Source organism: Catenulispora sp. GP43 (assembly GCF_041260665.1).
Taxonomy (GTDB): Bacteria; Actinomycetota; Actinomycetes; order Streptomycetales; family Catenulisporaceae; genus Catenulispora.
This window is the reverse complement of record NZ_JBGCCT010000020.1, coordinates 171851-195329: the sequence shown is the minus strand read 5'-3', so window position 1 is coordinate 195329 and position 23479 is coordinate 171851. Positions and strand designations below refer to the sequence as shown.

Sequence of the window (23479 nt, the reverse complement as noted above, 5' to 3'; positions counted from 1 at the left end):
GAACCATCCCGGCCCGGGTCACCATCCCGGCCCGGGTTCGGACGACTACGACCTGCTCTCGTGGTCGCGCACCATATCCCGCAGCACCGGCCCGTATTCGGGGTGTGCGAGCGCGGAGGCGAACTGCGCGACCAGGTAGTCCGTGGGGTTGCCCGTGTCGTACCAGTGGCCGGCGATGACCTGGCCGTAGACGGCCCTGGTGGCGGCGTAGGCGTTGATCGCGTCGGTCAGGTAGACCTCGCCGGTCTGGTGCTGGGCCCAGCGCTCTGTCAGAACCTGGATCTCCTCGACGATCGGGGGCGTGACGACGTATCCGCCGATGGCCGCGTACTCCGACGGCGCGATCTCGGGTTCGGGCTTCTCCAGCAGCCTGCTGATCCGCAGGAGGCCGTCGCCGAGGTCCTCCTTCACCTCGGGCACTCCATAGCGCCCGGAGTCCTCCCGCTTCATGGGCATCAACGCCAACACCGGGCAGCCGGTCTGCTCGTAGGCGGCGATCAGCTGCTGGGCGCGCGGGATCTTGGCCACGAACACGTCGTCGGGCCACAGGACGAGCATCGGCTCGTCGCCGGTGCCGCGCGCGGCGTTCAGGACGGGGGTGCCGTTGCCGTAGGGACCCTGCTGGTCCAGGTACGTGATGTGGCCGGCGAGCGCCAGCTCCGCGACGTCCTGCACGGCCTTGGCGTACGCGTGCTTGTTCTCCGCGTGGAGCTGGTCGACCAGGGCCGGGTTCGGCCGGAAGTGCTGCTGGATGAGGTCCTTGCCGCCGGACACCACGATGGTGATGTCGGTGATGCCGGATGCGACCAGTTCGCGGACGGTGTGCTCGATCACCGGCCGGTCGCCGACCGGCAGCATCTCCTTGGGGATGGCCTTGGTGAGCGGCAGGAGGCGGGAGCCGATGCCGGCCGCGGGAATCACGGCTCTTCGGATCGCCTGCGTCATCGAATACCTCCGGTAGCGTCAGTGCGGTTCAGGTCCGCCGCATGTCCCGCGCGGGGCATGTCAAACGGTCAAGCGGTCAAACGGTCCGGTCGCCGCCCAGCCCGGCCCGCCGCCGGGCCAGCAGGTCGGCCAGCATCACCGCGACGTCCCGGGTGTCCGGCACGGAGTACTCGGCCAGGCTCTCGCCGCGGCCGACCTTCACCCCCACGTCCGCCCCGGTCAGGCGGGCGAACGCCTTCTCGTCCGTGACGTCGTCGCCGACGAACAGCGCCGCCGTGGCGTCGGCCTGGCGGCGCAGCATGTCCAGGGCCGCGCCCTTGTCGGTGTCCAGGACCGCCAGCTCGATGACCGCCTTGCCCTCGGTGACGTGGATGCCCTCCCACCGGGCGGGGCCGGAGCGGACCGCTTCCAGGACCGACTCCCCCACCGACGGCTCGGCGCGCCGCACATGCACCGCGATGCTCGCCGGCTTCGCCTCCAGGAACACCCCCGGCGTCTGCCCGACGAGTTCCTCCAGGCCCGCCTCCAACCGGCGGCGCAACGCCTGTGCCCGGTCGTCCAGCGCGTCGCCGAATCCGGCGTCGAACTCCGCGCCGTGGCTGCCGACCAGGCGCACCCCGGCCGACAGCCCGGACAGTGCGGACAGGTCGCGCAGCGCCCGGCCGGAGATCAGTCCGACGGTGGTCTCGGGCAGCTCGGCCAGGGATCGCAGGGCCCGCACCGCCTCCGGCCGCGGATAGGCCTTGGCCGGATCCTCGACGATCGGCGCGAGCGTCCCGTCGTAGTCGCACACCACGAGCAGCCGCGGCGTGCGGGCCAGGGCGGCGACCGCCTGCCGCAGCGGCTCGGGAAGCGGCGCCGGCGGCGGCTCCGGAAGCGAACCCGACAGCGACTCGGCGGTCATCAGTGCGCCGCCTCCGCGCCGCCGGTCCCGGCCGAGTCGGGATCCAGGAAGTCCAGGAACGAGCGCGCCCACCGGTCCACGTCGTGGGTCATCACCTGCCGGTGCATGGTCCGCATCCGCGACCGCTCCTCCATCGGGTCCATCGTCAGCGCCTGCTCCAGGCCGCGGGCGACGCCGTCGGGGTCGTGCGGATTGACGAGCACGGCGCCGGTCAGCTCGTTCGCCGCGCCGGCGAACTCGGACAGCACCAGCACCCCGTCGAGCCCGCGCCGGGTGGCGACGTACTCCTTGCAGACCAGGTTCATCCCGTCGCGCAGCGGCGTGACCACCATGACGTCGGCCGCGCAGTACAGCGCGACGAGCTCCTCCCGGTCCACCGGCTGGTGCAGGTAGTGCACGACCGGGCGGCCGACCCGGCCGAACTCGCCGTTGAGCCCTCCGACCTGCTCCTCGATGCTGCGCCGCATCACCTTGTACTGGTCGACGCGCTCCCGGCTCGGGGTGGCCAGCTGGACCATGGCCACGCTCTCCGGATCCACCCGCTTGGCGACCAGCAGCTCGCGCAGGGCCCGCAGCCGAACATCGATGCCCTTGGTGTAGTCCAGCCGGTCCACGCCGAGCAGCAGGTGCTTCGGGTCCCCCATGTCCGCGCGCATCTGCCGGGCGCGCTCGGTGATGTGAGGCTGCCGCGACATCGCGTCGAAAGACGCGGCGTCGATGGAGATGGGGAAGGCCCCGACCCGGATCTGGCGGCCCTCGAACGGCACCGACCCGGGATGGCTGCGCATCTTCACCGCGGCCCTGGTCGGCTCCAGGTCGAGCAGGCGTCTGGTCAGCCACAAGAAGTTCTGGGCTCCCAGCGGCATCTGGAACCCGACGAGGTCGGCGCCCAGCAGCCCGCGCACGATCTCGCTGCGCCAGGGCAGCTGCATGAACAGCTCCACCGGCGGAAACGGTATGTGCAGGAAGAAGCCGATGCGCAGGTCCGGACGCTGCTCCCGGAGCATGGCCGGGACCAGCTGGAGCTGGTAGTCCTGCACCCACACCGTGGCGCCCTTGCCCGCGGCGGCCGCGGCGGCGTCGGCGAAGCGCTGGTTGACCTCGACGTACCGGTCCCACCAGGCCCGCTCGAACACCGGCTTGACCACGACATCGTGGTAGAGCGGCCAGAGCGTGGCGTTGGAGAAACCCTCGTAGTAGTCCCGGATGTCGGCGGCGGACAGCCGCACCGGGTGCATCGACAGGCCCTCGTCCTCGAACGGCTCGACGTCCAGATCGGGCTGGCCGGACCAGCCGACCCAGGCCCCCTTGCGGCTGCGCAGGAACGGCTCCAGCGCGCTGACCAGGCCGCCGGGGCTCGCCCGCCAGCGCTCGGTCCCGTCCTCGAGCCGCTCCAGATCGACCGGCAGCCGGTTGGCGACCACCAGGAACTCCGCACCGCGCACCGTAGTCACTCCCACGCGCCAATCGCCTCATCAATCGCTGCTCGCCCCCGGCTCGCGCCGCGAGGTGGCGAGTCACTGCCGGCAAGGCTCGGGCCGATGTCGGTCTTCCGCAGGTTCCGGACTCCGGAACCGATTCTCGGCAACCCCCGCACGACCCGCATCCGCAGCGCCCGGGAGCCGGGCGTCCGGTCGTCGGCGGTTCGGCCGTTCGGTGCGGTGGCAGGGCATGGAACCACGCCAGTGCTCACAGATCTCACGCATCCCCTTCTTCCGCGGCGCGGCAGCCGGCTGATGGCCACCGCTGCGGTAAGGGCTCAATGTGCCCGGCACCGGCGACTTCAAACCGAGTGGATCATGCGTTCGCCACGGCGTGACAAATGGGTGACCCTCCCGATTCGGTTCAGCGAAGCCGGGCATCTGTCGGTCATTGCCGCCACCACCGGGTCGATCGAGAGGTCAGCTTATGAGTACCGTCGCGAGAGGATCGACCGGAACAGGCCATCGCAGCCTGGTGCCCGCGCGCATGGACCGGCTGCCGTGGAGCAGATTTCACTGGATGGTCATCGTCGGACTCGGCGTGTCTTGGATTCTGGACGGCCTGGAAATCCAGATCGTGTCCCAGGCCGGGTATCAGAGCTCGCTGGGCCTGACCACCGCCGAAGTCGGCGCGGTCGGCTCGGTGTATCTGGCCGGCGAGGTGGTCGGGGCCCTGGTCTTCGGCCGCATCACCGACCGGCTGGGACGCCGCAAGCTCTTCATGATCACCCTGGGCATCTACCTGGTCGCCAGCGGCCTGGCAGGCTTCTCCTGGGACCTGTGGTCGCTGCTGGTCCTGCGCTTCATCGCCGGCACCGGCATCGGCGGCGAATACACCGCCATCAACTCCGCCATCGACGAACTCATCCCCTCCCACTACCGCGGACGTGTCGACATCGCCGTGAACGGCACCTACTGGGGCGGTGCGGCACTGGGCGCCGCAGCGAACCTGTTCCTGCTGTCCGACCAGGTGCCGCAGAACATCGGCTGGCGGATCGGGTTCCTGATCGGCCCGGCGATCGGTGTGGCGATCATCTTCCTGCGACGCCACATCCCGGAGAGTCCCCGTTGGCTGATGACCCACGGCCGCCAGGAGGAGGCAGAGCAGGTCGTCGACGACATCGAGGCCCGGGTGCGGGCCCAGGGAGTGCGCCTGGAAGAGGTGCCGGACAGCCAGGCGCTGGAGATCGTCCCCGAGAAGAGCATCAGCTACCCGCAGATGGCGAAGGTGTTCTTCGGGCAGTACCCCCGGCGGTCGATCCTGGGCTTCTCGATGATGGTGACCCAGGCGTTCCTCTACAACGCGATCTTCTTCACCTACGCCCTGGTACTCCAGCACTTCTACGGCGTATCGAAGGCTCACACCAGCTACTACTTCTTCCCCTTCGCCCTGGGCAACCTGGCCGGGCCACTCCTGCTGGGGAACCTGTTCGACACCATCGGCCGGCGCAAGATGATCCTGCTGAGTTACGGGTTCTCCGGTTTGCTGCTGCTGGTGTCAGCCTTCTTCTTCCGCGCCGGCGTGCTGAACGCCACCACGCAGACGGCGTTCTGGTGCGTGACGTTCTTCTTCGCCTCCGCCGGCGCCTCCTCGGCCTATCTGACGGTCAGCGAGATCTTCCCGCTGGAACTTCGCGCGCAGGCGATTTCCTTCTTCTTCGCCATCTCCCAAGGCGCAGGCGGCGTCGTCGCCCCGTTCTTGTTCGGCCACCTCATCGGCGGCCAGAACAACCCGCATCCGGATCGCGTGCCGCTGTTCTGGGGCTACGTCATCGGGGCGGTGGTGATGATGATCGGCGGCGCGGTCGGCTGGTTCCTCGGGGTGGACGCCGAGCGTCAGTCGTTGGAGAACGTCGCACCGCCGATCTCGGCTCGCGGCGCGAACAGCGGTGCCGCGTCCGCGGCAGCCGCGTAGGCCGCGGGCCGGGCAGCGAAGGGTAAGGGGCGGCAGCCGATGGCGCGGATCCGGGGCTGGGCGGCGTCGTTGGCGCCATACCGCAACGACCCGGTGGTGATGTGGACGCTTCGCGCCACCGCCGCGGCGGTGATCGCCTATGCGGTGGCGGTGGAGCTCAGCTCGCAGCCGGGCCCGCTGACCGCGCCGCTGACGGCGCTGCTCGTCGTCCAGGTGACCCTGTACTCGACGATCACCACCGGGATCCGGCGGGTGATCGCGGTGGTGGCCGGCGTGCTGATCGCCATCGGGTTCAGCGTCGTGGTCGGGCTGTCCTGGTGGAGCCTGGGCCTGATCATCCTGGCCGCGCTCACCATCGGCCAGTTCATCCACGTCGGCGAGTTCGTCAACGAGGTCGCGATCAGCGCGATGCTGGTCCTGGGCGTGACGCAGCTGGCGTCCCAGGCCTGGGACCGGGTGCTGGAGACCCTGATCGGCGCGGGGGTGGGACTGCTGTTCAACGTCCTGCTCGCCCCGCCGGTCTGGGTGGACCCGGCCGCCGAGTCGATCGTCGGGCTGGCCCGCCGTACCCGGAACCTGCTGCTGAGCATCGGCGAGGAGCTGGACAACCCGGTCCCGGTCCACCGGGCCGCCGACCGGCTCCACGAGGCCCGCCGGCTCGACCAGGCCGTCGCCGACGTGGACGCCGCGCTGCGCCAGGCCGAGGACAGCCTGCGCCTGAATCCGCGGATCAGCGAGGGCCTGCTGACCCGCCTCGTGCTGCGCACGGGGCTGGACACGCTGGAGATCTGCGTGGTCGTGGTGCGGGTCCTGGCCCGCTCGATGACGGACCTGGCCAAGCGGCGCGAGGAGGACGAGGCGCTGTTCCCCGCCGACACGGCGCAGGCGCTGCAGGAACTGCTGGCCGACGTCGGAGCGGCCCTGGTCAGCTACGCGGTGCTGGTGACGACCCAGGTCAGCGGCGACGCCGAGCAGGCGGAGAACCGGCTGGCCGCGGAGCTGTCGGCGGCTTGGGACCACCGGGAGCCGGTGGCCCGGCTACTGCTGGAAAGTGTCCAGGAGCACCCTTACGCGTGGCAGCTGTACGGATCGCTGCTGGCCGAGATCGACCGGATGCTGGACGAGATGGACCTGGAGCACCGGTCCCAGCGGTTGATGGAGGAGCTGGACCGGGCCGCGGCGGAACGCCACGCGCGGAAGGAGCGGCTGGCGAGGGTCAAGCGGTTCGTGCGGACGGGGCGGCTGGGTCGTGAGGCGGGCTGAAGTCGCCCGCCGCGCCGTCTGGCTGGTGTCGCGTGGACCGGGCGGGGCCGTCGTCACACGCGCTGAGCTCGGGCTTAATCGCCCGCCGCGCCGTCAGCCGTCGGCGTCCGACTCGTGCCACTGGCTGCCGCCGTGTCCGTGGTCGTGGTCGGCGTCCATCCCGGCGACGATCCCGTCGTCGCCCCGGCTGATCTTGACCAGCGCCTCACCGACCCGCGTGGCCAGCATGCCGGAGATCATCGAAGGGCTCAGCAGCGGCCCGCCGTCGATGACCCCGGGCCTGGGGGCGCCGATCCCGGATCCGAAGTCGGCGGCGATCACCGCGCTGTGGGCCGCGCCGAGCTGCTCGCAGCGCTCCAGGACCTCGTCCAGGCCCGGGTCGCCGCCGCGGAAGGCGACCTCCACCCACGGGACCTCGGCCTGCACCCTGACCAGGTGGGCGATCCGGTACAGCTCGGCGTCGTCGAACTTGTTGGCGGCGTTCGCGGTCAGCACCACCGCCAGCTCCGCCGCGTCGAGCGGGTCGGCGACCTGCGCCACGGCGACCCGGAGCCAGCCGGTCAGCAGGGTCGCGGTGCCGAACGGCTCGGCCAGGACGACCCGGCCCGCGGCCGCGCCGTCGGCCACCACCATCAGCGTCCGGGCGGCATCGGCCACCAGCTGCGGATCCCGGCCCAGCGTCATCGGCACCACGCACACCGGCAGGTCGGTGCTGTCAAGGGCCTGACGCACCACCTCGTCCAGCTGCTGGCGGGCCGACGCCGAGCGGAACAGCGGCCCACGCTCGGCCAGCGGCTCCACCTCCACGGTGGCCCCGCCCTCATGGCCGCCGACGATGACCACGGCGGCGCGGCCGGCATCCGCACCCGGGAGCGTCACCGGGGCACCCCGAACGCCGCGCGGCGCACCGCGGGGTCCGGACCGGCGTCAGCAGGGTCTGGGTCGTCGGCACGCAGAGTTATCACAGATCATGTATATATCCCCGACCCGTCGACCGCACCGACCGATGACACAAACGGGTGACAATTCTGAGATTGACATCACATCGGTGTACCGGCCCGCCGACCTGGCCCGGGACGTGGTCACGGGCCCACCGGGTTTACCGCCCCGGATCGGGGTCACCAGGGGCGGGATACGGCCGCCTACCACGAAGGGAGCCGGCGATGGATTCCCGACCGGAGACGAACGGTCCCCAGAAGACACCCCCGCCATCCAGGGAACACCTTGAAGAGATGACGGAGCAGACCGCCGAGACGATGGCCTCCGCGAGGCGCGATGTGGCCCGGGCGAAGGCGACCTTGCACGATCAGATCCTTTCCGATCTCCCGGACACCGTCGGAACGGACGCCGAGGAGGGGACATCCTCAGCGTCGGCGGACTCTGAATCGGCGTCTGAATCGGCGTGAGTCCGGCTGGTCGCGCGGCGGTCTGTCGGTCCGTCGATCATGCTACTGACGCCTTCGGGTTGAAGGCGTCAGTAGCGCGGCCAGACTGAATGCCGCACCACAGAAGGGTCCACGCCGAGGTCGAGCAGCCTTCGGCGATCTCGCTCAGCGGCCTTCGCCCGCTTGCGGGCCGCTTTGATCAGGCGCAGCTGCTGGTACTCCAACGGCTGCTGGTTGCCCGGATGAGCCTGGACCGCGTCAATCAACTGATCAGCCCAGGCGCTGGCCACGATCTCCTCGGCCTCGCGCACCGATGCGCGCGCGTGCAGCTCGGCGAGGGCGGTCAGCCGTTTCTGTGCTTTGTTCGCAGGCCTGCGCGGAAACCACATCATGGCCGATCACCTCATCCCGGTCGCCCCGACGGTCGCCGGCGCCACGGCCGGCTGGGCGCCTCGTGCCCAAGTCGCGTGCGGGCAAACGGGAATGGCATGCGACTCGGGCACTTGGTGGCTGCGGCAGGCCGACAGGACGACAGGACGGCGGGCCGGCGGGCCGGCAGCTCTAGCCGGCCGACTCCCGCACGATCTCGCCGATCTCCTCCGACACCGCGTCGGCCACCGTCACCGACCGCTCGATCAGGCCGTTGGCGAAGAACAGGTCCGCGGCGTGCTGCTGCTCGGCGACGAAGTCGGCGTCGAGCGGGAGCAGACCCCAGGGCCGGGTGCGCAGCGCGTGCTCCCATTCGGCGGCGGGGCGGCCGTCGTCGGCGGCGAAGAACTCCGCCGCCTGGGCCGGGTGCGCTGCCGTCCAGGCGTCGGCCTCCTGAAGGGCGGCGACGATCGCGGCGAGGTCGGCGCGGCGGTCGGTGGCGAAGGCGCGGGTGGTGAACCACAGTGAGCGGTGGCTGAACAGGCCGTCGGTGGGGATCAGTTCCCTGATCTCGGCCTGCTCCTCGACCTTCGTCAGGTACGGGTACGAGCCGACCCAGGCGTCGACCTCGCGCGCCAGGAAGCGTTCGGCGGCGTCGCCGTAGACGTCCACCGGCGTGATGTCGGACCAAGTGAGGCCCGCCTTCTCCAGCGCGAGCAGCAGCAGGGTGGTCTGCCAGGATCCGTGGCCGAGGGCGACGCGCTCGCCCTTGAGGCCGCCGGGGTCGGCGATGTCGGAGTCGGCGTGCACGACCAGCCGGCCGTTCTCCACGCGGGGGCCGGAGACCGCGACGTAGACGATGTCGTGTCCCTTGGCCTGCGCGGTGACCGGCGGGGTGGAGCCGGTGCCGATGAAGTCGTAGCCGCCGTCGAACAGGTGGTCGCCGTGCGCCGAGGGCAGTGCGCGGGTCGGGTCGACGCGCGGGCCGTGCTCCAGGCTGCGCAGGTCGACCCACTCGACGCCGGGGAGCCGCTGCTCCAGCAGGCCCAGGTGGCGCAGGACGAACAGCGAGTTGTTCTGCGGGAAATAACCGACGCGGACGGTCATTGCGGGCTTCCTTTCAACAGGGGCAGGACGTGGCGGCCCACGCGGCGCGCCTCTTCCAGGTGCGGGACCCCGGCGAGGATGAAGGCGTCCACGCCGAGCGAGATCAGTTCGTTGAGCCGGTCGGCGACCTGGCGGTAGTCGCCGACCAGGCCGAAGGCCGGCCCCGGGCGCAGCCGGTGGAAGCCGCCCCAGACGTTCGGCGCCACCTCCAGTGCGCGGTACGAGCCGTCGGCGCCGGCGGTGAAGTCCTGGCTGCGCCGCCAGCCGACCGAGTCGCCGCCCTCACCGGCAGCCTCCTCGGGCAGCCCGGCCCAGCCGCGCCGGATGACGTCCCAGGCTTCTTCTTCGGTCTCGCGGGCCAGGATGTCGATCCGGACGGCGAATTTCGGCGGCTTCGGGCTGCGCTCGCGCACCGCCGCGAACTTCGCGGCCAGTGCCTCGAACGGCTCCAGCCACGACAGGTAGTAGTCGGCATGACGGCCGGCGGCCTCGATCGCCGCCGGCGAGGAGCCGGAGAAGAAGATCTCCGGGAACGGCTGCCCGGCCAGCGCCGCCGGCAGTCCGCCGTCGGCGACCTGGTAGAAGCGCCCGTCGTGCTGGAAGAGGCCGTCGCCGGTCCACACGCCCTTGAGGACGTCGAGGAACTCCGAGGTGCGCGCGTAGCGCTCGTCGTGCCCGGTGGTGTCGCCCCACCACAGCTGCGCGGGCCCGCCGCCGCCGGAGATGATGTTGTAGACCAGACGCCCCCCGGTCGCCTTCTGCAGCGTCGCCGACATCCGCGCGGCCTGCACCGGATGCAGGAAGCCGGGCTGGAAGGCGACCATGAACCGGTAGCCGCGCGATTCGGCGGCCAGCGTCGCGGCGGCGGCCCAGGGGTCGTCGGTGTGCGGGAACGAGGGCAGCAGCCCGCCGACGAAGCCTGATTCCTCCGAGGCCCGGACCACCTCGGCCATGTAGTCGGCGTGGGTGAAGCCGTCGTCCGCGCCGCGGTTGCGGCCGGGGGCCACGCCGCCGGACAGATGCGGGGCGAATCCACCCCGGGTGCTGCCCGGCTCGTACAGCGACTTCTGGTCGCCCTCCATGGCGATGCGCCAATAGATGTCAACCGACATTGGCCGGCTCCCTTTCGCCGATCCGGTAGACCTCGCCGGGGTCGTGGCTCACGGCGAGGAAGAACTCTTCGACACCTGCGAAGGCGACACGCGGAAACGCGTGCTCGGACAGCACTTCGGGCAGGCCGTCGGGACGCTGCCAGAAGTCGCGCGCGGTCTCGACGAACGCGGCGGATCCGGCGTCGTCGTCCAGGTACCAGCCGAGGCGTCCGCCGGAGAAACGTTGCAGCGTGGCCGACAGCTTCGCCGTGTACTGCGGTGTCGCGATCCACGGCTGGATTCCGGCGAAGACGGTGATGTGCCGAGTCGCCCGCAGCAATCCCGCGGCGGTGACCAGCGGTTCGGGACCTTCGGGGTCGTAGGGCACAACAACGCCGGCCAGCCCGGCTAGGTCGGCCGCCTTGGCCAGAGCCAAGAAGGGATCGGTCGCGCCGGGGCGCAGGTCGGTGATGAAGCCCGGCAGCTCGACCGGCGGCGGGGCCTGGGCTGCCGGGGGCAGGACTATATGGATGCGGCTCATATCAGGGGTCTTTCTTCTGAGTTCTCTCGGGGCGATCGCAAAGCGAGTTCGGCCAGCAGCGCGGCACCGTCGGACAGGACGCTGTCGTCGAAGACGGCGCGCGGCGAGTGGTTGGGCGCGGCGTGCTCGGCGTCCAGAGCCGGCGGGCGGGCCCCGAGCGACACCATGACGCCGGGCACCTCGGCCAGGACGCGCCCGATGTCGTCGGAGACCAGAGCCGGGCGTTCGGCGGCGGCGTAGCGTCCGGGGCCGAACACGTCGGCGCAGATGCCGCCGACGAAGTCCGTGGCGGCCGGATCGTTGACCGTCACCGGGTAGCCCTCGCTGTGCACGACCTCGGCTTCGACGCCGTGCGCGGCGGCGATGCCGTGCACGACGCGCTCGATCTCGGCGGCCAGGCGCCGGTGCGCGTCGTCGCCGAAGGCCCGCAGCGTGGCGGCCAGGTGCGCGGTGTCCGGGACGATGTTCGGCGCGCTGCCCGCCGACACCCGGCCGACCGAGACCAGCACCGGTTCCAGGGCGTCGAAGCGGCGGGTGACCATGGTCTGCAGCGCGCCGATCGCCGCGCCCAGCGCCGGGATCGGGTCGCGGGCGGCGTGCGGCCAGGCACCGTGCCCGCCGCTGCCGCGGAACACCACCTCGACGGTTCCGGACGCGGCAAGGGCCGGTCCGGGCCGGGCGCCGAAGTGGCCGAGCGGGGCCGAGGAGGACGCGTGCAGCGCGTAGGCAGCTGCGGGCCGGGCGCCGGCGGCGTCGAGCAGTCCTTCCTCCAGCATCAGCCGGGCACCGTCGTGCCCTTCCTCGCCGGGTTGGAACATCAGGATCACGTCGCCGGGCAGGCGGTCCCGGCGCGCGGCGAGCAGCCGGGCCGCGCCGACGAGCATCGCGGCGTGCAGGTCGTGGCCGCAGGCGTGGGCCGTGCCGGGGTTCCGGGAGGCGTGGTCCAGGCCGGTGGCTTCGGTCAGCGGGAGCGCGTCGAGGTCGGCCCGGAGGAGGACCGGTGCGGAGATCGGCGCCGGTTTCGAGGCGCGCACCACCGCGGTGACCGAGGTCAGGGCTTTGCCCAGGGCGATCTCCAGGCCGAGACCGTCCAGCGCGGCCAGGACCTTCTCCTGAGTGCGCGGCAGGTGCAGGCCGATCTCGGGGTGCGCGTGCAGGTCGCGGCGCAGGCGGGTGAGGCCCGGTTGCAGCTCCCGGGCGTCCCAGGACTGTCATGCGGCGTTCTCCAGACCAGACCGCGTCGGACTCACGCCGAGCTCGGCGAGCAGCCGGCGGCGCAGCGCGGGGAACGCCGGGTCGGCGTCGTCGCGGGGCCGGGTGAGGGCGACCGGCTCGTCCAGGATCAGCCGCCCTCCCCCGCCGAGGACCACGACGCGGTCCGCGAGCCGGATCGCCTCGTCCACGTCGTGGGTCACCAGCAGCACCGCCGGACGGTGCCGGGCCACCAGATCGGCCACCAGGTCCTGCATCTTCAGGCGGGTCAGCGCGTCCAGCGCCGCGAACGGCTCGTCGAGCAGCAGCAGCCCGGGTTCGCGCACCAGGGCCCGGGCCAGCGCCACCCGCTGGGCCTCGCCGCCGGACAGGGTCGCCGGCCAGGCCCGGGCGTGGCGGGCCAGGCCCACCTCGGCCAGCGCCGCCACGGCGGTGGCCCGGGTGACGGCCCCGCGCGGCAGACCGAGCGCGACGTTGCCCAGCACCCGTTGCGAGGGGATCAGGCGCGGCTCCTGGAACACCACGGTCCGCTGCCGGGGCACGAGGACCTCGCCGGCGTCGGGCCGGTCGAGCCCGGCCAGGAGCCGCAGCAGCGTGGTCTTGCCCGAGCCGCTGGCGCCGAGCAGCGCCACGAACTCCCCGCGCCGGATCTCCAGGTCCACGCCGTCGAGCACGGTCCGGCCGCCGAACTCGCGCCGGATCCCCGTCGTCTTGACCGCGGTGCTCATCGGGCCCCTCCCACCGCGCCGCGCCAGGGCATCAGGACCCGTTCCAGGGCCCTGATGAGGACGTCGGCGGTCAGGCCGAGCAGACCGTAGATGAGGATGCAGACGGTCAGGATGTCGGTGCGGGAGAAGTCCTGCGCCTGCGCCATCAGGTAGCCCAGGCCCGCGGTGGAGTTGATCTCCTCGGCGGCGATCAGGGCGATGACGCTCAGCGTGGTGGACAGCCGCAGCCCCGACAGGATCGCGGGCAGCGCGCCGGGCAGCACGATCCGGCGGACCGTGGCCAGCCGCCCCAGCCCGAAGGTGCGCGCCGCCTCCACCAGCTTGGGATCGGCGCTGCGGACCGCACCGGAGGTGGACACGTACATCGGGAACGTCGTGGCCACCGCGATCAGGATGATGCGGGCGGCCTCGCCGATGCCGAACCAGACCATGAACAGCGGCACCAGGGACAGGAACGGCAGGGCCCGGAGTGTCTGCATGGCGGAGTCGAGCAGGTCGTCGCCGATGCGCGAGAAGCCGGCCGCGACACCGAGGACGAGCCCGGCGGTGACGCCCAGCAGCAGGCCGGTCCCGGCGCGGGCCAGGGAGACGGTGAGCGCTTGCGAGAGTTGGCCGCTGCGCCACAGGTCGACGGCCTGACGGAACACATCCAGCGGCGAGGCGAGCAGGTCCTTGGTCAACACGCCGGTCGCCGAGGCGGTCCACCAGCCGGCGAGGATGGCCAGCGGGCCCAGCGCGCGCAGGATGAAGGCCAGGCCGCGGGGACGGCGGCGGGCGCGGCGGACGTGCGGGGTGACGAGGTCCAGCGGGGCGGGGTCCGGAGGGTTGACGGGGTCCAGCGGGGCGGTGAGCTCCGGCTCGGGGGATGAGGGCCCAGCCGGCACGGCCGGCTCGGCTTCGGTCGGCACGGTCGGCTCGGCTTCGGTCGGCACGGCCGGCTCGGCTTCGGTCGGCACGGTCGGCTCGGTCTCAGCCGCGGTGTCCAGCGCCGTCATCACGACCCCGCCAGCGTCGTCACGTCGATCACGTTCGGCGCGAGGTCGACCACACCGGGCGTCACCTTCTCATCGGCGAAGAACTGCGCGACCTCCTTGAAGTTCGCCAGGTCCGCGGCGGTGATCGGCGAGGTCGGGCTCCCCGCCTTGTAGTCCGCGATCGTCAGGTCCTTCTCCTTGCCGGACACCGCGTCCGGACCGGAGTTGTGGAACACGTTGACGTACGCCTCAGGGTTCTGCGCCTGTTTGGTCTCGGCGTCGTGCAGGTAGCCGTAGAGCGCCTTCACCACCGCGGGATGCGCGCTCGCGAACTCGTTCCGCACAGCCCACACCGCGTAGTTCTGCGACCCGATGTCCCCGCCGGTGACCAGGAAGTGCTCGCCGGCGTTGGCCCGCTCGGAGATCGAGAACGTGGCCCAGGTGGCCCAGGCGTCGACCTGGCCGGAGTGCAGCACCGCCGCGCTCTGGTTCGGCTGCAGATACACCCGCTGGACCGAGGAGTCCGGCACGTGGTTCTGCGCCAGTGCCTTGAGCAGCAGGTACTCGCTGGAGCCGCCGTGCCAGACCACGACCTTCTTGCCAGCCAGGTCCGCGACGCTGGTGATGCCGGAGTCGTCCTTCACCAGGATGCCCTCGCCGACCTTGTCCGGGGCGACGGCGGCGAACAGCTTGAAGCCGGGCTTCTGGGCGAGCGCGGCCACCGCGGAGGTGATGGAGCCCTGAGCGACGTCCAGCTGATCCCCGTCCAGTTCCTGCGCGGCGGGGGCGAACGCGCCGGCGCTGCCGGTCCAGGCGACCTTGGCGCCGACCTCGGCCAGCGCGGCGGCCAGGCTGCCGTCCTTCTTGCCGAGCGCGAGCGCGCCGGAGTTGCCGGGGTCCGGGATGCGGATCGTGACGCTGCCCGAGCCGGCGAGCGCGGCGGCGCCGTTGTGCGAGTCCTGCGAGGAGGCGGACTTCGAGGAGGAGCAGGCGGCCGCCGAGACGGCGAGGACGGCTGCGGTCAGGACGACGGATATCCGGCGGATCGGAGCATTCATCAGGGGTTCCTTGTCAGGATGGGAAATGGAAGGGCGGCGCGGGATGCGGGTCAGCGCGCGACGGCCAGCGATCGGGCGGCGGCCAGCGGCTCGGGTGCGGCCCAGGCCGCGACGTCCACCGGGCCGGCCAGGAAGCCCTGCCCGCGCAGGAAGCCTTCCTGCCGTGCCAGCAGTTCCAGGCGGTGGTCGGACAGGTCCAGGTGCAGGTCCGAGGAACCGGCGCCGCGGTAGGCCCCGGCCACCCCCGCGGGTCCCGCGCCGGTCTCGGCGGCCAGGATCCGGGCCAGGTCGTCGGGGTGCGAGCCGGCCCAGTCGGCGGCCTCGACCAGCACCCGAAGGAAGCGCACGACCAGGTCGGGATGCCGGTCCAGCAGGTCCTGGTGCACGGTGACGGGCCGCGGCGTCCCGTTGTTGATCCGCACCGTCGGGTCGTCGAAGGTGTCCAGGTCGATGCCGATGACCGCGCCGTGCGCCGCCGCGGCCTCCACCGCCAGCGCGCCCTTGACGTACACGGCGTCGACCCGGCCGTCGCGCAGCGCCTCCAACTCGGCGATCCACTGCCCCGCCGACGGCGCCGCGACGACCTCGACCGGTACGACATCGGGAAGGCCGAGCCCGGCGGCGGCCAGCGCGCCGTGGAACCCGGCCAGCGCCATCGCGCGCCAGAAGTCGATCGCGATGTCGCGGCGCGGGATCGCGATCCGGAGCCCGGCCAGGTCGGCCGGTTCGGCCACGCGCCCGCGGTCCGCGGCGCGTATCAGGATCGCCTGCCGTTCCTCGATCCAGGTGAGCCCGATCAGCCGGGTCCGCTCCCCCGCCGCCCGCGCCCACAGCGCCGGGACGTTCCCGCCCTCCCGGAACAGCCCGGTCAGCGCGTGGGTGAAGTGGCGCTCGCGCGGCACGTCGCCGCCGGCATCCTGGAGCGAGCGGACCACCAGGCCGTCGGCGGCGAACTCGGCGGCCAGCCAGCCCCGGTCGGCGGCGATGCCGGTGGCGGTCGGGACCGGGCAGCGGGTGAACCACAGTGTGTCGAGCGAGGTGGCGGGTGCGGGCATGGCGGTGTCCTCACAGGTGGACGCGGTGGACGCACCGGCGCAGCACTGAAGAACGCAGGGCGGCGCCGGAAGGCGGAGAAGAAGAAACGCGACAGGTGCGCGAGTGCGGCGAAGACCGGTATCAGCACCGGCGCGGCGGAGATGGATCGGCGCGGGACTCAGAGCCCGCTGAAGAGATCAGACCGGACAGATGGCGCTGGAGACGCGCACCAGATCGACGTGGCGGCGCACGGTCAGGACGAGCCGGACCGGCGGGCAGGCAGGCCGCGGACGCAGAGGGCCGGTTCCGTACTCGCACATCGCGGTCCTCCCCTCAGCTCCCCATCCCGGTGTGGCGCCGACCGGGCGCCTGGCTTCCACTATCCGGGAGGAGGCGGGCGAAGACAATCACCGCACGAGAATCGTCCACACTGCGGGATTAGTTCGGTGCCAGACACATGATTGGCGGCGCCATCTTCCATAGTGTGGAATACTCCAGCGCATGGACCGAGATTCCCCGCCGACGCCGCCCCGCGAAGGTGCGCAGGCGGTGCACCGGACGCTGGCGCTGCTCCAGTGCTTCTCCGACAGCCCGCAGGACCTGTCCGCGTCCGACCTGGCACGGCGCACCGGCCTGGCCCTGTCGACGGCGCATCGCCTGCTCAAGGTCCTGACGAACGAGGCCCTGCTGGAACAGGACCCTGCGACGTCCCGCTACCGCCTCGGCCCGGCCCTGGCCGAACTCGGCCGCCTGGCCTACCACCGGCGCGGCCTGCACCGCGCCGAACCCGAACTCGCCGACCTCGCCGCCCGCACCGGCGCGACCGCGGACCTGGCCGCCCGGGTCGGGGAGCACGCCATGATCCTGGCCGGGGGCTCGCTGGACCGCGACGGGGCACGGGCCCTGCGCCGTCCGTTGCACTCCACCGCGCTCGGCAAGGTCCTGCTGGCCTGGGGCGAGGACGCCGACCTGGCCGCGCTGCCGCTGGAGCAGCTGACCCAGCGCACCATCACCGATCCGCACGAGCTGCGCGACGAGCTGGCGCGCGTGCGCACCGCGGGCTTCGCCCTCAACGAAGGCGAGTCCACGGCGGGCGTGCGCACCGTGGCCGTGCCGGTCCTGGACCAGGCGAACCGGGCGCGCTTCGCCCTGGCTCTGCGCTCCTCCCCCGAGGCGATGGCCAGCGCCCGGCTCGGCTGGTTCGCCGAGCAGGCCGCGGCGTGCGCGACCGCGTTGGAGGTGCTGTTGTTGCCGCCCGGGCAGCGGCGCACGCAGCCGCGTCCGCCGATCGCCCTGCCATAGCGGCGCCCGGTGTCGGCGTCACTTCCTGACGCGCGCCAGGAAGGCATCGATGGCGGCGTTCATCCGCTCGATCTTGTCCTCCAGCGTCAGCGTCTCGTAGTAGTCCGGATCGGTGGCCGCCACCTTGGCGCCGCGCAGGAACAGCGAGCACGCCAGGTCCACGCACATGTGCTGGCCGACCGAGTTGCCCTGGCGGCCGGCTTCGCCGGTGCGCCGCGCGGTCATCAGCGCGACGTCGCCGCCGGTGCGCGCGGTCTGGCACAGGGAGCAGATGCCGGTCGTGGTGAAGCCGCGCGAGGCGCCCGAGCCGGCGACGCGCAGGGCGACGCCGACCAAGCCGCCGTCGCGCTCGGCGACCAGGTACGCGCGGTCCAGGGCGCCCGGGTCACGCCAGCCCAGGAAGTCCAGGTCCTCCCACGGGCGCTCGTCGAAGTCCCGGGGCAGGTTCAGGCGCTGGGACTCGCCCTTGGAGAGATTGATGAACGATCCCCGGACCTGGCGCTCTGCGAGTGGTTTCATAGAGGGGACCGTAACTTTCCTAGAGCCTCTAGGCAATTGGTTAAAGGGTCTCGACCGACGGAGGGCTGCGCATGGCACGGGCGGGACTGACCGCGGAGCGCCTGGTGCGCGCGGCCGCGGATCTGGCCGACGAGGTCGGGTTCGAGAAGGTGACGGTGTCCGCGCTGGCCCGCCGGTTCGGCGTGAAGGACGCGAGCCTGTACTCGCACGTCAAGAACGCGCAGGAACTGCGGGCCGGCGTCGCCGCGCTGGCCCTGACCGAGCTCGCCGACCGGGCCGGCGAGGCGCTGGCCGGCCGGTCCGGCAAGGAGGCGCTGCGGGCCTACGCCGATGCCTACCGGACTTATGCCAGGCAGCATCCCGGCCGCTACTCCGCGTCGTGGCTGATGCTGGAGGCCGAGACGGCGGTCGTCGGCGTGAACCGGCGGCACTCGGAGCTGACCCGCGCCCTGCTGCGCGGCTACGCCCTGCGCGAGCCGGACGAGACGGACGCCGTGCGGATGCTGCACGCGACCCTGCACGGCTTCGTGCGGGTGGAGGCGGCCGGCGGCTTCGAGCACCACTCGCGGTCCGTGGCCAAGTCGTGGGTCCGCACGGTGGACGCGTTGGACGTAGCGCTGCGGAACTGGCCGGAGGAGGAATAGTCCCCGCTCATCCGCGGTGAACGGGAGCCAGATCGGCGAGCCCGGAGATGGTCAGCACCGGTTCCAGCAGGTCATTGGCGATCAGCTCGATGCGGTCGGCGTGCGAGAACAGCACGCTCAGACCCGCGCTGTCCAGGTACTCGATGCCCGTGAGGTCCACGACGACCGTCCCGGACTCCTGCTCCAGGGCGGTGGCCAGGACCCCGGTGTTGCTCATGTCGATCTCACCGACCGCCGTCAGCACGGTCACGCCGTCCGGCCGCCGGCTGGAGGTCAGGGCTAGGGCTGTGGTCATGGGTCGATCCTCTTATGCATGCGGACGGTGGTCCCGGTGGGTCCCGGCGTGACGACGACGTTGTTCATCAGGGCACGCATCAGCTTCAGGCCGCGGCCGCGGTCGATGCCGCCCTCGCCGCCCTCGCCGCCCCCGCCGCCCTCGCCGCTCTCCTCCCGCGGAGGCTTCCAGCTGCCGGTGTCGGTGATGGTCAGGTACAGGCCGTCGACGTGGGCCTCGGCCAGGAAGAAGACGGTGTCGCCGAGCGCGTCGCGGTGGCCGTGCTCGATCGCGTTGGCGCAGGCCTCGCCGGCGGCCACCAGGATGTTCTGCGCGGTGCCCGGCGGCAGGTCGCACTGGCCGAGCCAGCCGCGCAGCGCCTTGCGGACCGGGGCGAGCTGCGAGGACTCGGCGGCGAAGGAGATCTGCAGCGGGGCCGGGTGCCGGTACAGCAGGACGGCGACGTCGTCGACGTAGCCGCCGGCCGGGGCCAGGCTGGTCATGAGGTCGGTGGCGAGGTCGTCGACGGTTTCGTCACGGCCGGCCCGGAGCACCGCGCCGGCCGCGTCGATGCCCGCGCTGATCGAACGGCGGCGGCGCTCGACCAGGCCGTCGGTGTACAGCAGCAGCGTGGAGCGGGCCGGGATGGCGCAGACCCCTTCGGCCCGGGGCAGGTCCGGCCGGACCGCCAGGGGCAGCGAGCGGCCCTGCTCCAACAGATGGGTGTCGCCGTCGGCGTGGACGAGGATGCCGGGCGGATGGCCGGCGCTGGAGTAGGTCAGGGTGCCGGTCCCGGGGTCCAGGACGCCGCAGAACACTGTGGTGCACACCGCCCCGGGCACGCTCAGGGCGAAGTCGTCCAGGGCCTTCAGCACCCGCGACGGACTCGCCTCCTGAAGCAGCAGCGCACGGCAGGCACTGCGCAGTTGCCCCATGACGCTGGCGGCGCCGAGCCCGCGCCCCACACAGTCGCCGACGACGATGCCGATCCGTTCGTCGGACAACCGGACGGTGTCGTACCAGTCGCCGCCGACCTCCAGCGGCCGGGTGGCCGGCTCGTAGCGGACCGCGAACCCGTCGGGCAGCAGGGACGGGCCCAGGATGGCGCGCTGCAGGGCTATGGCGGTCTGGCGCTGCTGGTCGATCTGGTGCACCCGCGCCAGCCCCTGGGCCAGGTGGCTGCCCAGCAGGGACAGCAGGAGCAGGTCCTGGACCGAGAAGGGCCGCTGCTCGCCCAGGTCGATCCACAGGACCAGCGGGCCGTCCGGGTGCTCCAGGGCGACGCTGGCCCCGCCGTCGTCGGCGACGGTGGTCAACGCGGGCTGGCCGCGCAGCTCGGTGAGCACCCGGCGGCGCTCGGCCGGCAGGTGCTGCCAGGCCAAGGTGGCGTCGGTGGCCGTGAGGGCGGGCTCGTCCCCGGGCCCGAAAACGGCGGCCACGACACATCGGGCGTGCCACAGGCTCTTCAGCTCCGCCAGGGCCCCGCTCACCGCCTCACGCAGGCTGGTGGCCCGCGCCAGGCATCCGGCCAGGGCGGCCAGCGCGCTTTCCCGCTGGACCGCGTAATGGTCGGCGGTCACGTCGCGGAAGGTCCCGACGATCACGGTGCGGTCCGAATCGGGATCGCGGACCTGGTTGCTGGCCACGCTGATCCACAGCCGGCGCCCGTCGCGATGGGTGACGGCGACGGTCTGCGCACCCGCGTCCCAGCCCGGCCGCGCGGTGAAGGCCTCGGCGGCGCGCCGGTGCGCCTCCGGCTCCGTGGCGGCGTCCGGCCACCAGGGGTGGGGCGGGTGGTAGGGCAGGCCCTCGGGCCCGTAGCCGAGGATGGCGTCGAAGGCCGCGTTCGCCTCGATGACCGTGCCGTCCTGCTCGCCGACGAAGAACGCCTCCTGCAGCGAGTCGACCAGCGCGTTGCGCCACCGGACGTGGTGGCTGCGCAGCCGCGCCAGTTCGATGTTCGCGCGGACCCGCGCCAGGAGTTCGGCGGCCGCGAACGGTTTCACCAGGTAGTCGTCGGCACCGGCCTGCAGGCCCTCGATGGACGCCTCCTGGCCGGCCCGGGCCGACAGCAGCAGCACCGGGATCGAGGCGGTGCGCGGGTCCGCCCGCAGCGCCGCGACCAGGGCCAGGCCGTCCAGGCGCGGCATCATCACGTCGCTGATGACCAGGTCGGGCACCTCGGCGTCGACGGCTCGCAGGGCCGCCAGGCCGTCCGGGACCACGGTGAGGTCATAGCCCGCACCGTGCAGCAGCCGCGCGAGGTACTCGCGCATGTCGGCGTTGTCGTCGGCGATCAGGACCCGTCCGGACTCCGAGGGCCTCGCCGGTTCCAGGCCGGCCGCCGTCTCCACGATGTGTTCGCCCGCTCCGGCCCCCGACTGCGCCGAGTCCCCGGGCAGCCAGCGCAGCGCCTCCTGCACGAACGGATCGGCGCCGGCGCGCGCCGCGTCCTGCCCCGGCTCCGAGGGCTCCGAGGGCTCCGAGAAGACGGCGTCAGCGGGCAGATGCGCCGAGCCGAACGGCAGGCGGATGGTGAGGCTGGTGCCTTCGCCGACCACCGACGCCGCGGTGATGGAGCCGCCGTGCAGGGCGATGAGCTCCTTGGCCAGGGCCAGCCCGATGCCGCTGCCCTCGGTGGAGCGGGAGCGTGCGCTCTGGATGCGGTGGAAACGTTCGAACAGCCGGGGCATCTGGTCGGGGGCCACGCCGATCCCGGTGTCGGCCACCTCGACCTGCGCCTGGCCGTCGACGGCGCGCACCGTCACCCGGATCGAGCCCTCGAAGGTGAATTTCAGCGCGTTGCTCAGCAGGTTGAGGACGACCTTCTCCCACATGTCGCGGTCGACGTAGACCGGCTCGGGCAGGGTCTGGCAGTCGACGTCGAAGTCCAGGCCGGCCTTGGCGACCGCGGAGCGGAACACGCTGGCCAGCTCCCGGGTCACCGCGGCGAGGTCGACGCGTTCGTAGACGGCCCGCATCCGGCCCGCCTCGATGCGGGAGAAGTCCAGCAGGGTGTTGACCAGCTTGCCCAGCCGCATGCCGTTGCGGCGCACGACCTCCAGCTCCTCGCGGATCTGCGGGTCGGCGTCGGAGAGCTTGGTCTGCAGCTCCTGGACCGGGCCCATGATCAGGGTGAGCGGCGTGCGGAACTCGTGGCTGATGTTGGAGAAGAACGTGGTCTTGGCCCGGTCCAGCTCGGCCAACTCCTCGGCCCGGCGCTGCTGGTCGCGGTAGCTGCGGGCGCTGCCGATGCCGGCGGCCAGGTGGCCGGCGACCAGCTCCACGAAGGCGCTGTAGCCCTCGTCCAGGACGCGGTACCGGTTCAGCCCCGCCGCCAGGAACCCGTAGGGCTGCCCGCCCTGCTGCCGCAGCGGCACCACCATCGCCTGAAGCGGCGGCAGGTCCCCGGCGCCGGTGGGCAGGCCGGCGAACGCCGCGCCGTCCAGCGGCATCACCACCGACTCGCCGCGGGCGGCCGCGGCCACCGGCCAGATCGTGGCGGATTCGGCGCCCAGCAGTTCGGCGGCGGCCGGATGGCGGTCCGAGATGCCGGTGGCGGCGGTCAGGTGCGCCGAGCCGTCTTCCTGGTACAGGTAGGTCAGCGTGAACGGCAGGTCGTACGGGTTGCGGTCGAGCTGGGCCACCGCGAAGTCGAGCAACTCCCGCTCCGTGCGCACCACGCTGAGGTCGGAGCCGAGATCGCGCAGGGTGGCCATCCGGCGCTCGCCGATGACCCGTTCGGTGTCCTCGCTGACCACGCACAGCATGCCCACGATCGCGCCGTCGTCGTCCCGCAGCGGGCTGTAGGAGAAGGTGTGATAGCTCTCCTCGGGGTAGCCGGACCGCTCGAGGAAGAGCAGGAGCGCCTCGTCCCAGGTCGCCTGGCCGGTGGCGAGCACGGTCTGGATCCGGGGGCCGATGGCGTCCCAGATCTCCTCCCACACCTGCCGGGAGGGCCGGCCCAGCGCCCACGGGTATTTCTGCCCCAGCGTGTCCCGCCGGTAGGCGTCGTTGCAGAAGAAGGTCAGTTCCTCGCCCCAGGCCATCCACATGGGGAATTTGGAGGCCAGCAGGATGCTCACCGCCGTCTGCAGGCTCACCGGCCAGCCGTCCGGCGGGCCCAGCGGTGTCCCCGCCCAGTCCACGCGGGCCAGGTCGGCGCCGACTTCCGGGTCGGCGGCGAAGACCTCGGCCCAGCCCGCCGGCGGCCCCGCGGGTCCGCCGTCATCGTGACGCACCACCGCAAGCCCTTCGTTCACCGAAGCTCCATGGCAACACGCGACGCCATGGCCTTCTATCCTTGGGGGACGTGTAAAGGTACCCCTCAGCCGCCCAGGAGCACAGGTGACCGACAGCACTCTGACCGTCCTGCGCCACGATGACGCCTCCGGAGCCGCCGTGGTGGCGGTGAGCGGCGAGCTCGATCACCACACGGCTCCGGAGCTGACGATGGCATTGCGCGGCGTTCCGTGCACCACGGACACCCCGACGGTCGTGGACCTGACCGAGCTCGCCTACTGCGACTCCACCGGCATAACCGTCCTGGTCGCCGCGTACCAGCGCGCCAAGGCGCAGAACAGCGGGCTGGTGGTCGCGGGGCTGAACCGGGGGCTGACGCGGGTCTTCCACATCGCGGGGCTGGATCAGATCCTCACTTTCGCGCCCACGGTCGCCGAGGCCGTCAGCTTGCTGAAGCCGGCTGTCGGACCCTGAGCCGGTTCGCGGCGGG

22 protein-coding genes and 1 pseudogene are annotated in these 23479 nt (G+C 72.1%); 6 read left to right on the top strand and 17 right to left on the bottom strand.

Going from position 1 to position 23479, the window contains the following annotated elements:
• Positions 1-45 precede the first annotated feature (45 nt).
• The 3 genes and pseudogenes from ABH926_RS34270 to ABH926_RS34260 all read right to left on the bottom strand — a co-directional run bounded on the left by ABH926_RS34270 (position 46) and on the right by ABH926_RS34260 (position 3309).
• Complete coding sequence (locus ABH926_RS34270; protein ID WP_370370104.1) at positions 46-945, bottom strand: UTP--glucose-1-phosphate uridylyltransferase; 900 nt, start codon at positions 943-945, stop codon at positions 46-48.
• Positions 946-1030: 85 nt separating this feature from the next.
• Positions 1031-1849: pseudogene (otsB, locus tag ABH926_RS34265) on the bottom strand (trehalose-phosphatase); the annotation flags it as partial.
• The gene (locus ABH926_RS34260; protein ID WP_370370102.1) at positions 1849-3309 is read right to left on the bottom strand and encodes a trehalose-6-phosphate synthase; all 1461 of its coding nucleotides are present in this window, start codon (positions 3307-3309) and stop codon (positions 1849-1851) included. The pseudogene otsB and the gene ABH926_RS34260, both read right to left, overlap by 1 nt.
• A 448-nt stretch (positions 3310-3757) precedes the next feature.
• Between ABH926_RS34260 and ABH926_RS34255 the strand changes: the two genes are divergently transcribed.
• Positions 3758-5245, top strand: a complete 1488-nt coding sequence (locus ABH926_RS34255) for an MFS transporter (RefSeq protein ID WP_370370101.1) — start codon at positions 3758-3760, stop codon at positions 5243-5245.
• 39 nt (positions 5246-5284) lie between these two features.
• Entirely contained in the window at positions 5285-6508 is a 1224-nt protein-coding gene (locus ABH926_RS34250; RefSeq protein WP_370370100.1) for an aromatic acid exporter family protein, read from the top strand.
• Positions 6509-6601: 93 nt separating this feature from the next.
• Here the strand turns inward: ABH926_RS34250 and ABH926_RS34245 are convergent, their stop codons facing one another.
• Complete coding sequence (locus ABH926_RS34245; protein WP_370370099.1) at positions 6602-7387, bottom strand: hypothetical protein; 786 nt, start codon at positions 7385-7387, stop codon at positions 6602-6604.
• A gap of 353 nt (positions 7388-7740) precedes the next feature.
• Between ABH926_RS34245 and ABH926_RS34240 the strand changes: the two genes are divergently transcribed.
• The gene (locus tag ABH926_RS34240; protein WP_370370098.1) at positions 7741-7914 is read left to right on the top strand and encodes a hypothetical protein; all 174 of its coding nucleotides are present in this window, start codon (positions 7741-7743) and stop codon (positions 7912-7914) included.
• Positions 7915-7982: 68 nt separating this feature from the next.
• Here ABH926_RS34240 and ABH926_RS34235 read toward each other — a convergent pair whose 3' ends face one another.
• The 10 genes from ABH926_RS34235 to ABH926_RS34190 form a co-directional block, all read right to left on the bottom strand.
• A complete protein-coding gene (locus ABH926_RS34235) occupies positions 7983-8285 on the bottom strand; it encodes a hypothetical protein (RefSeq protein WP_370370097.1) in 303 nt (100 codons plus the stop codon).
• A 169-nt stretch (positions 8286-8454) separates the two neighbouring features.
• Entirely contained in the window at positions 8455-9369 is a 915-nt protein-coding gene (locus tag ABH926_RS34230; RefSeq protein ID WP_370370095.1) for an ABC transporter substrate-binding protein, read from the bottom strand.
• Entirely contained in the window at positions 9366-10481 is a 1116-nt protein-coding gene (locus ABH926_RS34225) for an LLM class flavin-dependent oxidoreductase (protein ID WP_370370094.1), read from the bottom strand. The genes ABH926_RS34230 and ABH926_RS34225 overlap by 4 nt, the downstream gene beginning before the upstream one ends.
• A complete protein-coding gene (locus ABH926_RS34220; protein WP_370370093.1) occupies positions 10471-11001 on the bottom strand; it encodes an LLM class flavin-dependent oxidoreductase in 531 nt (176 codons plus the stop codon). The genes ABH926_RS34225 and ABH926_RS34220 overlap by 11 nt, the downstream gene beginning before the upstream one ends.
• Positions 10998-12170 carry a M20 family metallopeptidase gene (locus ABH926_RS34215; RefSeq protein ID WP_370370153.1) on the bottom strand — a complete coding sequence of 391 codons (1173 nt, stop codon included), beginning with the start codon at positions 12168-12170 and terminating at the stop codon, positions 10998-11000. Before ABH926_RS34215 ends, ABH926_RS34220 begins: the two co-directional genes overlap by 4 nt.
• Before the next feature lie 42 nt (positions 12171-12212).
• Positions 12213-12941, bottom strand: coding sequence for an ABC transporter ATP-binding protein (locus ABH926_RS34210; RefSeq protein WP_370370092.1), 729 nt, complete (start codon positions 12939-12941; stop codon positions 12213-12215).
• Positions 12938-13936 (bottom strand): ABC transporter permease subunit, encoded by a 999-nt coding sequence (locus ABH926_RS34205; RefSeq protein ID WP_370370091.1) that lies wholly within the window; start codon positions 13934-13936, stop codon positions 12938-12940. Before ABH926_RS34205 ends, ABH926_RS34210 begins: the two co-directional genes overlap by 4 nt.
• A complete protein-coding gene (locus ABH926_RS34200) occupies positions 13936-14973 on the bottom strand; it encodes an NrtA/SsuA/CpmA family ABC transporter substrate-binding protein (RefSeq protein WP_370370090.1) in 1038 nt (345 codons plus the stop codon). Before ABH926_RS34200 ends, ABH926_RS34205 begins: the two co-directional genes overlap by 1 nt.
• Positions 14974-15023: 50 nt before the next feature.
• Entirely contained in the window at positions 15024-16028 is a 1005-nt protein-coding gene (locus ABH926_RS34195) for an ABC transporter substrate-binding protein (protein ID WP_370370089.1), read from the bottom strand.
• A gap of 177 nt (positions 16029-16205) precedes the next feature.
• Positions 16206-16328 carry a putative leader peptide gene (locus ABH926_RS34190; protein WP_370370088.1) on the bottom strand — a complete coding sequence of 41 codons (123 nt, stop codon included), beginning with the start codon at positions 16326-16328 and terminating at the stop codon, positions 16206-16208.
• Positions 16329-16509: 181 nt separating this feature from the next.
• Here ABH926_RS34190 and ABH926_RS34185 point away from each other — a divergent pair, with 181 nt between their 5' ends.
• Complete coding sequence (locus ABH926_RS34185) at positions 16510-17310, top strand: IclR family transcriptional regulator (protein ID WP_370370087.1); 801 nt, start codon at positions 16510-16512, stop codon at positions 17308-17310.
• 18 nt (positions 17311-17328) lie between these two features.
• Here the strand turns inward: ABH926_RS34185 and ABH926_RS34180 are convergent, their stop codons facing one another.
• Positions 17329-17829, bottom strand: coding sequence for an FBP domain-containing protein (locus ABH926_RS34180; RefSeq protein ID WP_370370086.1), 501 nt, complete (start codon positions 17827-17829; stop codon positions 17329-17331).
• 71 nt (positions 17830-17900) lie between these two features.
• On the opposite strand from ABH926_RS34180, the gene ABH926_RS34175 reads away from it, so the two are divergent.
• A complete protein-coding gene (locus tag ABH926_RS34175) occupies positions 17901-18473 on the top strand; it encodes a TetR/AcrR family transcriptional regulator (protein WP_370370085.1) in 573 nt (190 codons plus the stop codon).
• Between the two features lie 7 nt (positions 18474-18480).
• Here ABH926_RS34175 and ABH926_RS34170 read toward each other — a convergent pair whose 3' ends face one another.
• Both ABH926_RS34170 and ABH926_RS34165 read right to left on the bottom strand, forming a co-directional pair.
• The gene (locus ABH926_RS34170) at positions 18481-18768 is read right to left on the bottom strand and encodes an STAS domain-containing protein (protein WP_370370084.1); all 288 of its coding nucleotides are present in this window, start codon (positions 18766-18768) and stop codon (positions 18481-18483) included.
• Positions 18765-22991: a SpoIIE family protein phosphatase gene (locus ABH926_RS34165; RefSeq protein ID WP_370370152.1), complete on the bottom strand. Its 4227-nt coding sequence runs from the start codon at positions 22989-22991 to the stop codon at positions 18765-18767. Before ABH926_RS34165 ends, ABH926_RS34170 begins: the two co-directional genes overlap by 4 nt.
• Before the next feature lie 103 nt (positions 22992-23094).
• Here ABH926_RS34165 and ABH926_RS34160 point away from each other — a divergent pair, with 103 nt between their 5' ends.
• A complete protein-coding gene (locus ABH926_RS34160; protein ID WP_370370082.1) occupies positions 23095-23463 on the top strand; it encodes an STAS domain-containing protein in 369 nt (122 codons plus the stop codon).
• Positions 23464-23479 lie beyond the last annotated feature (16 nt).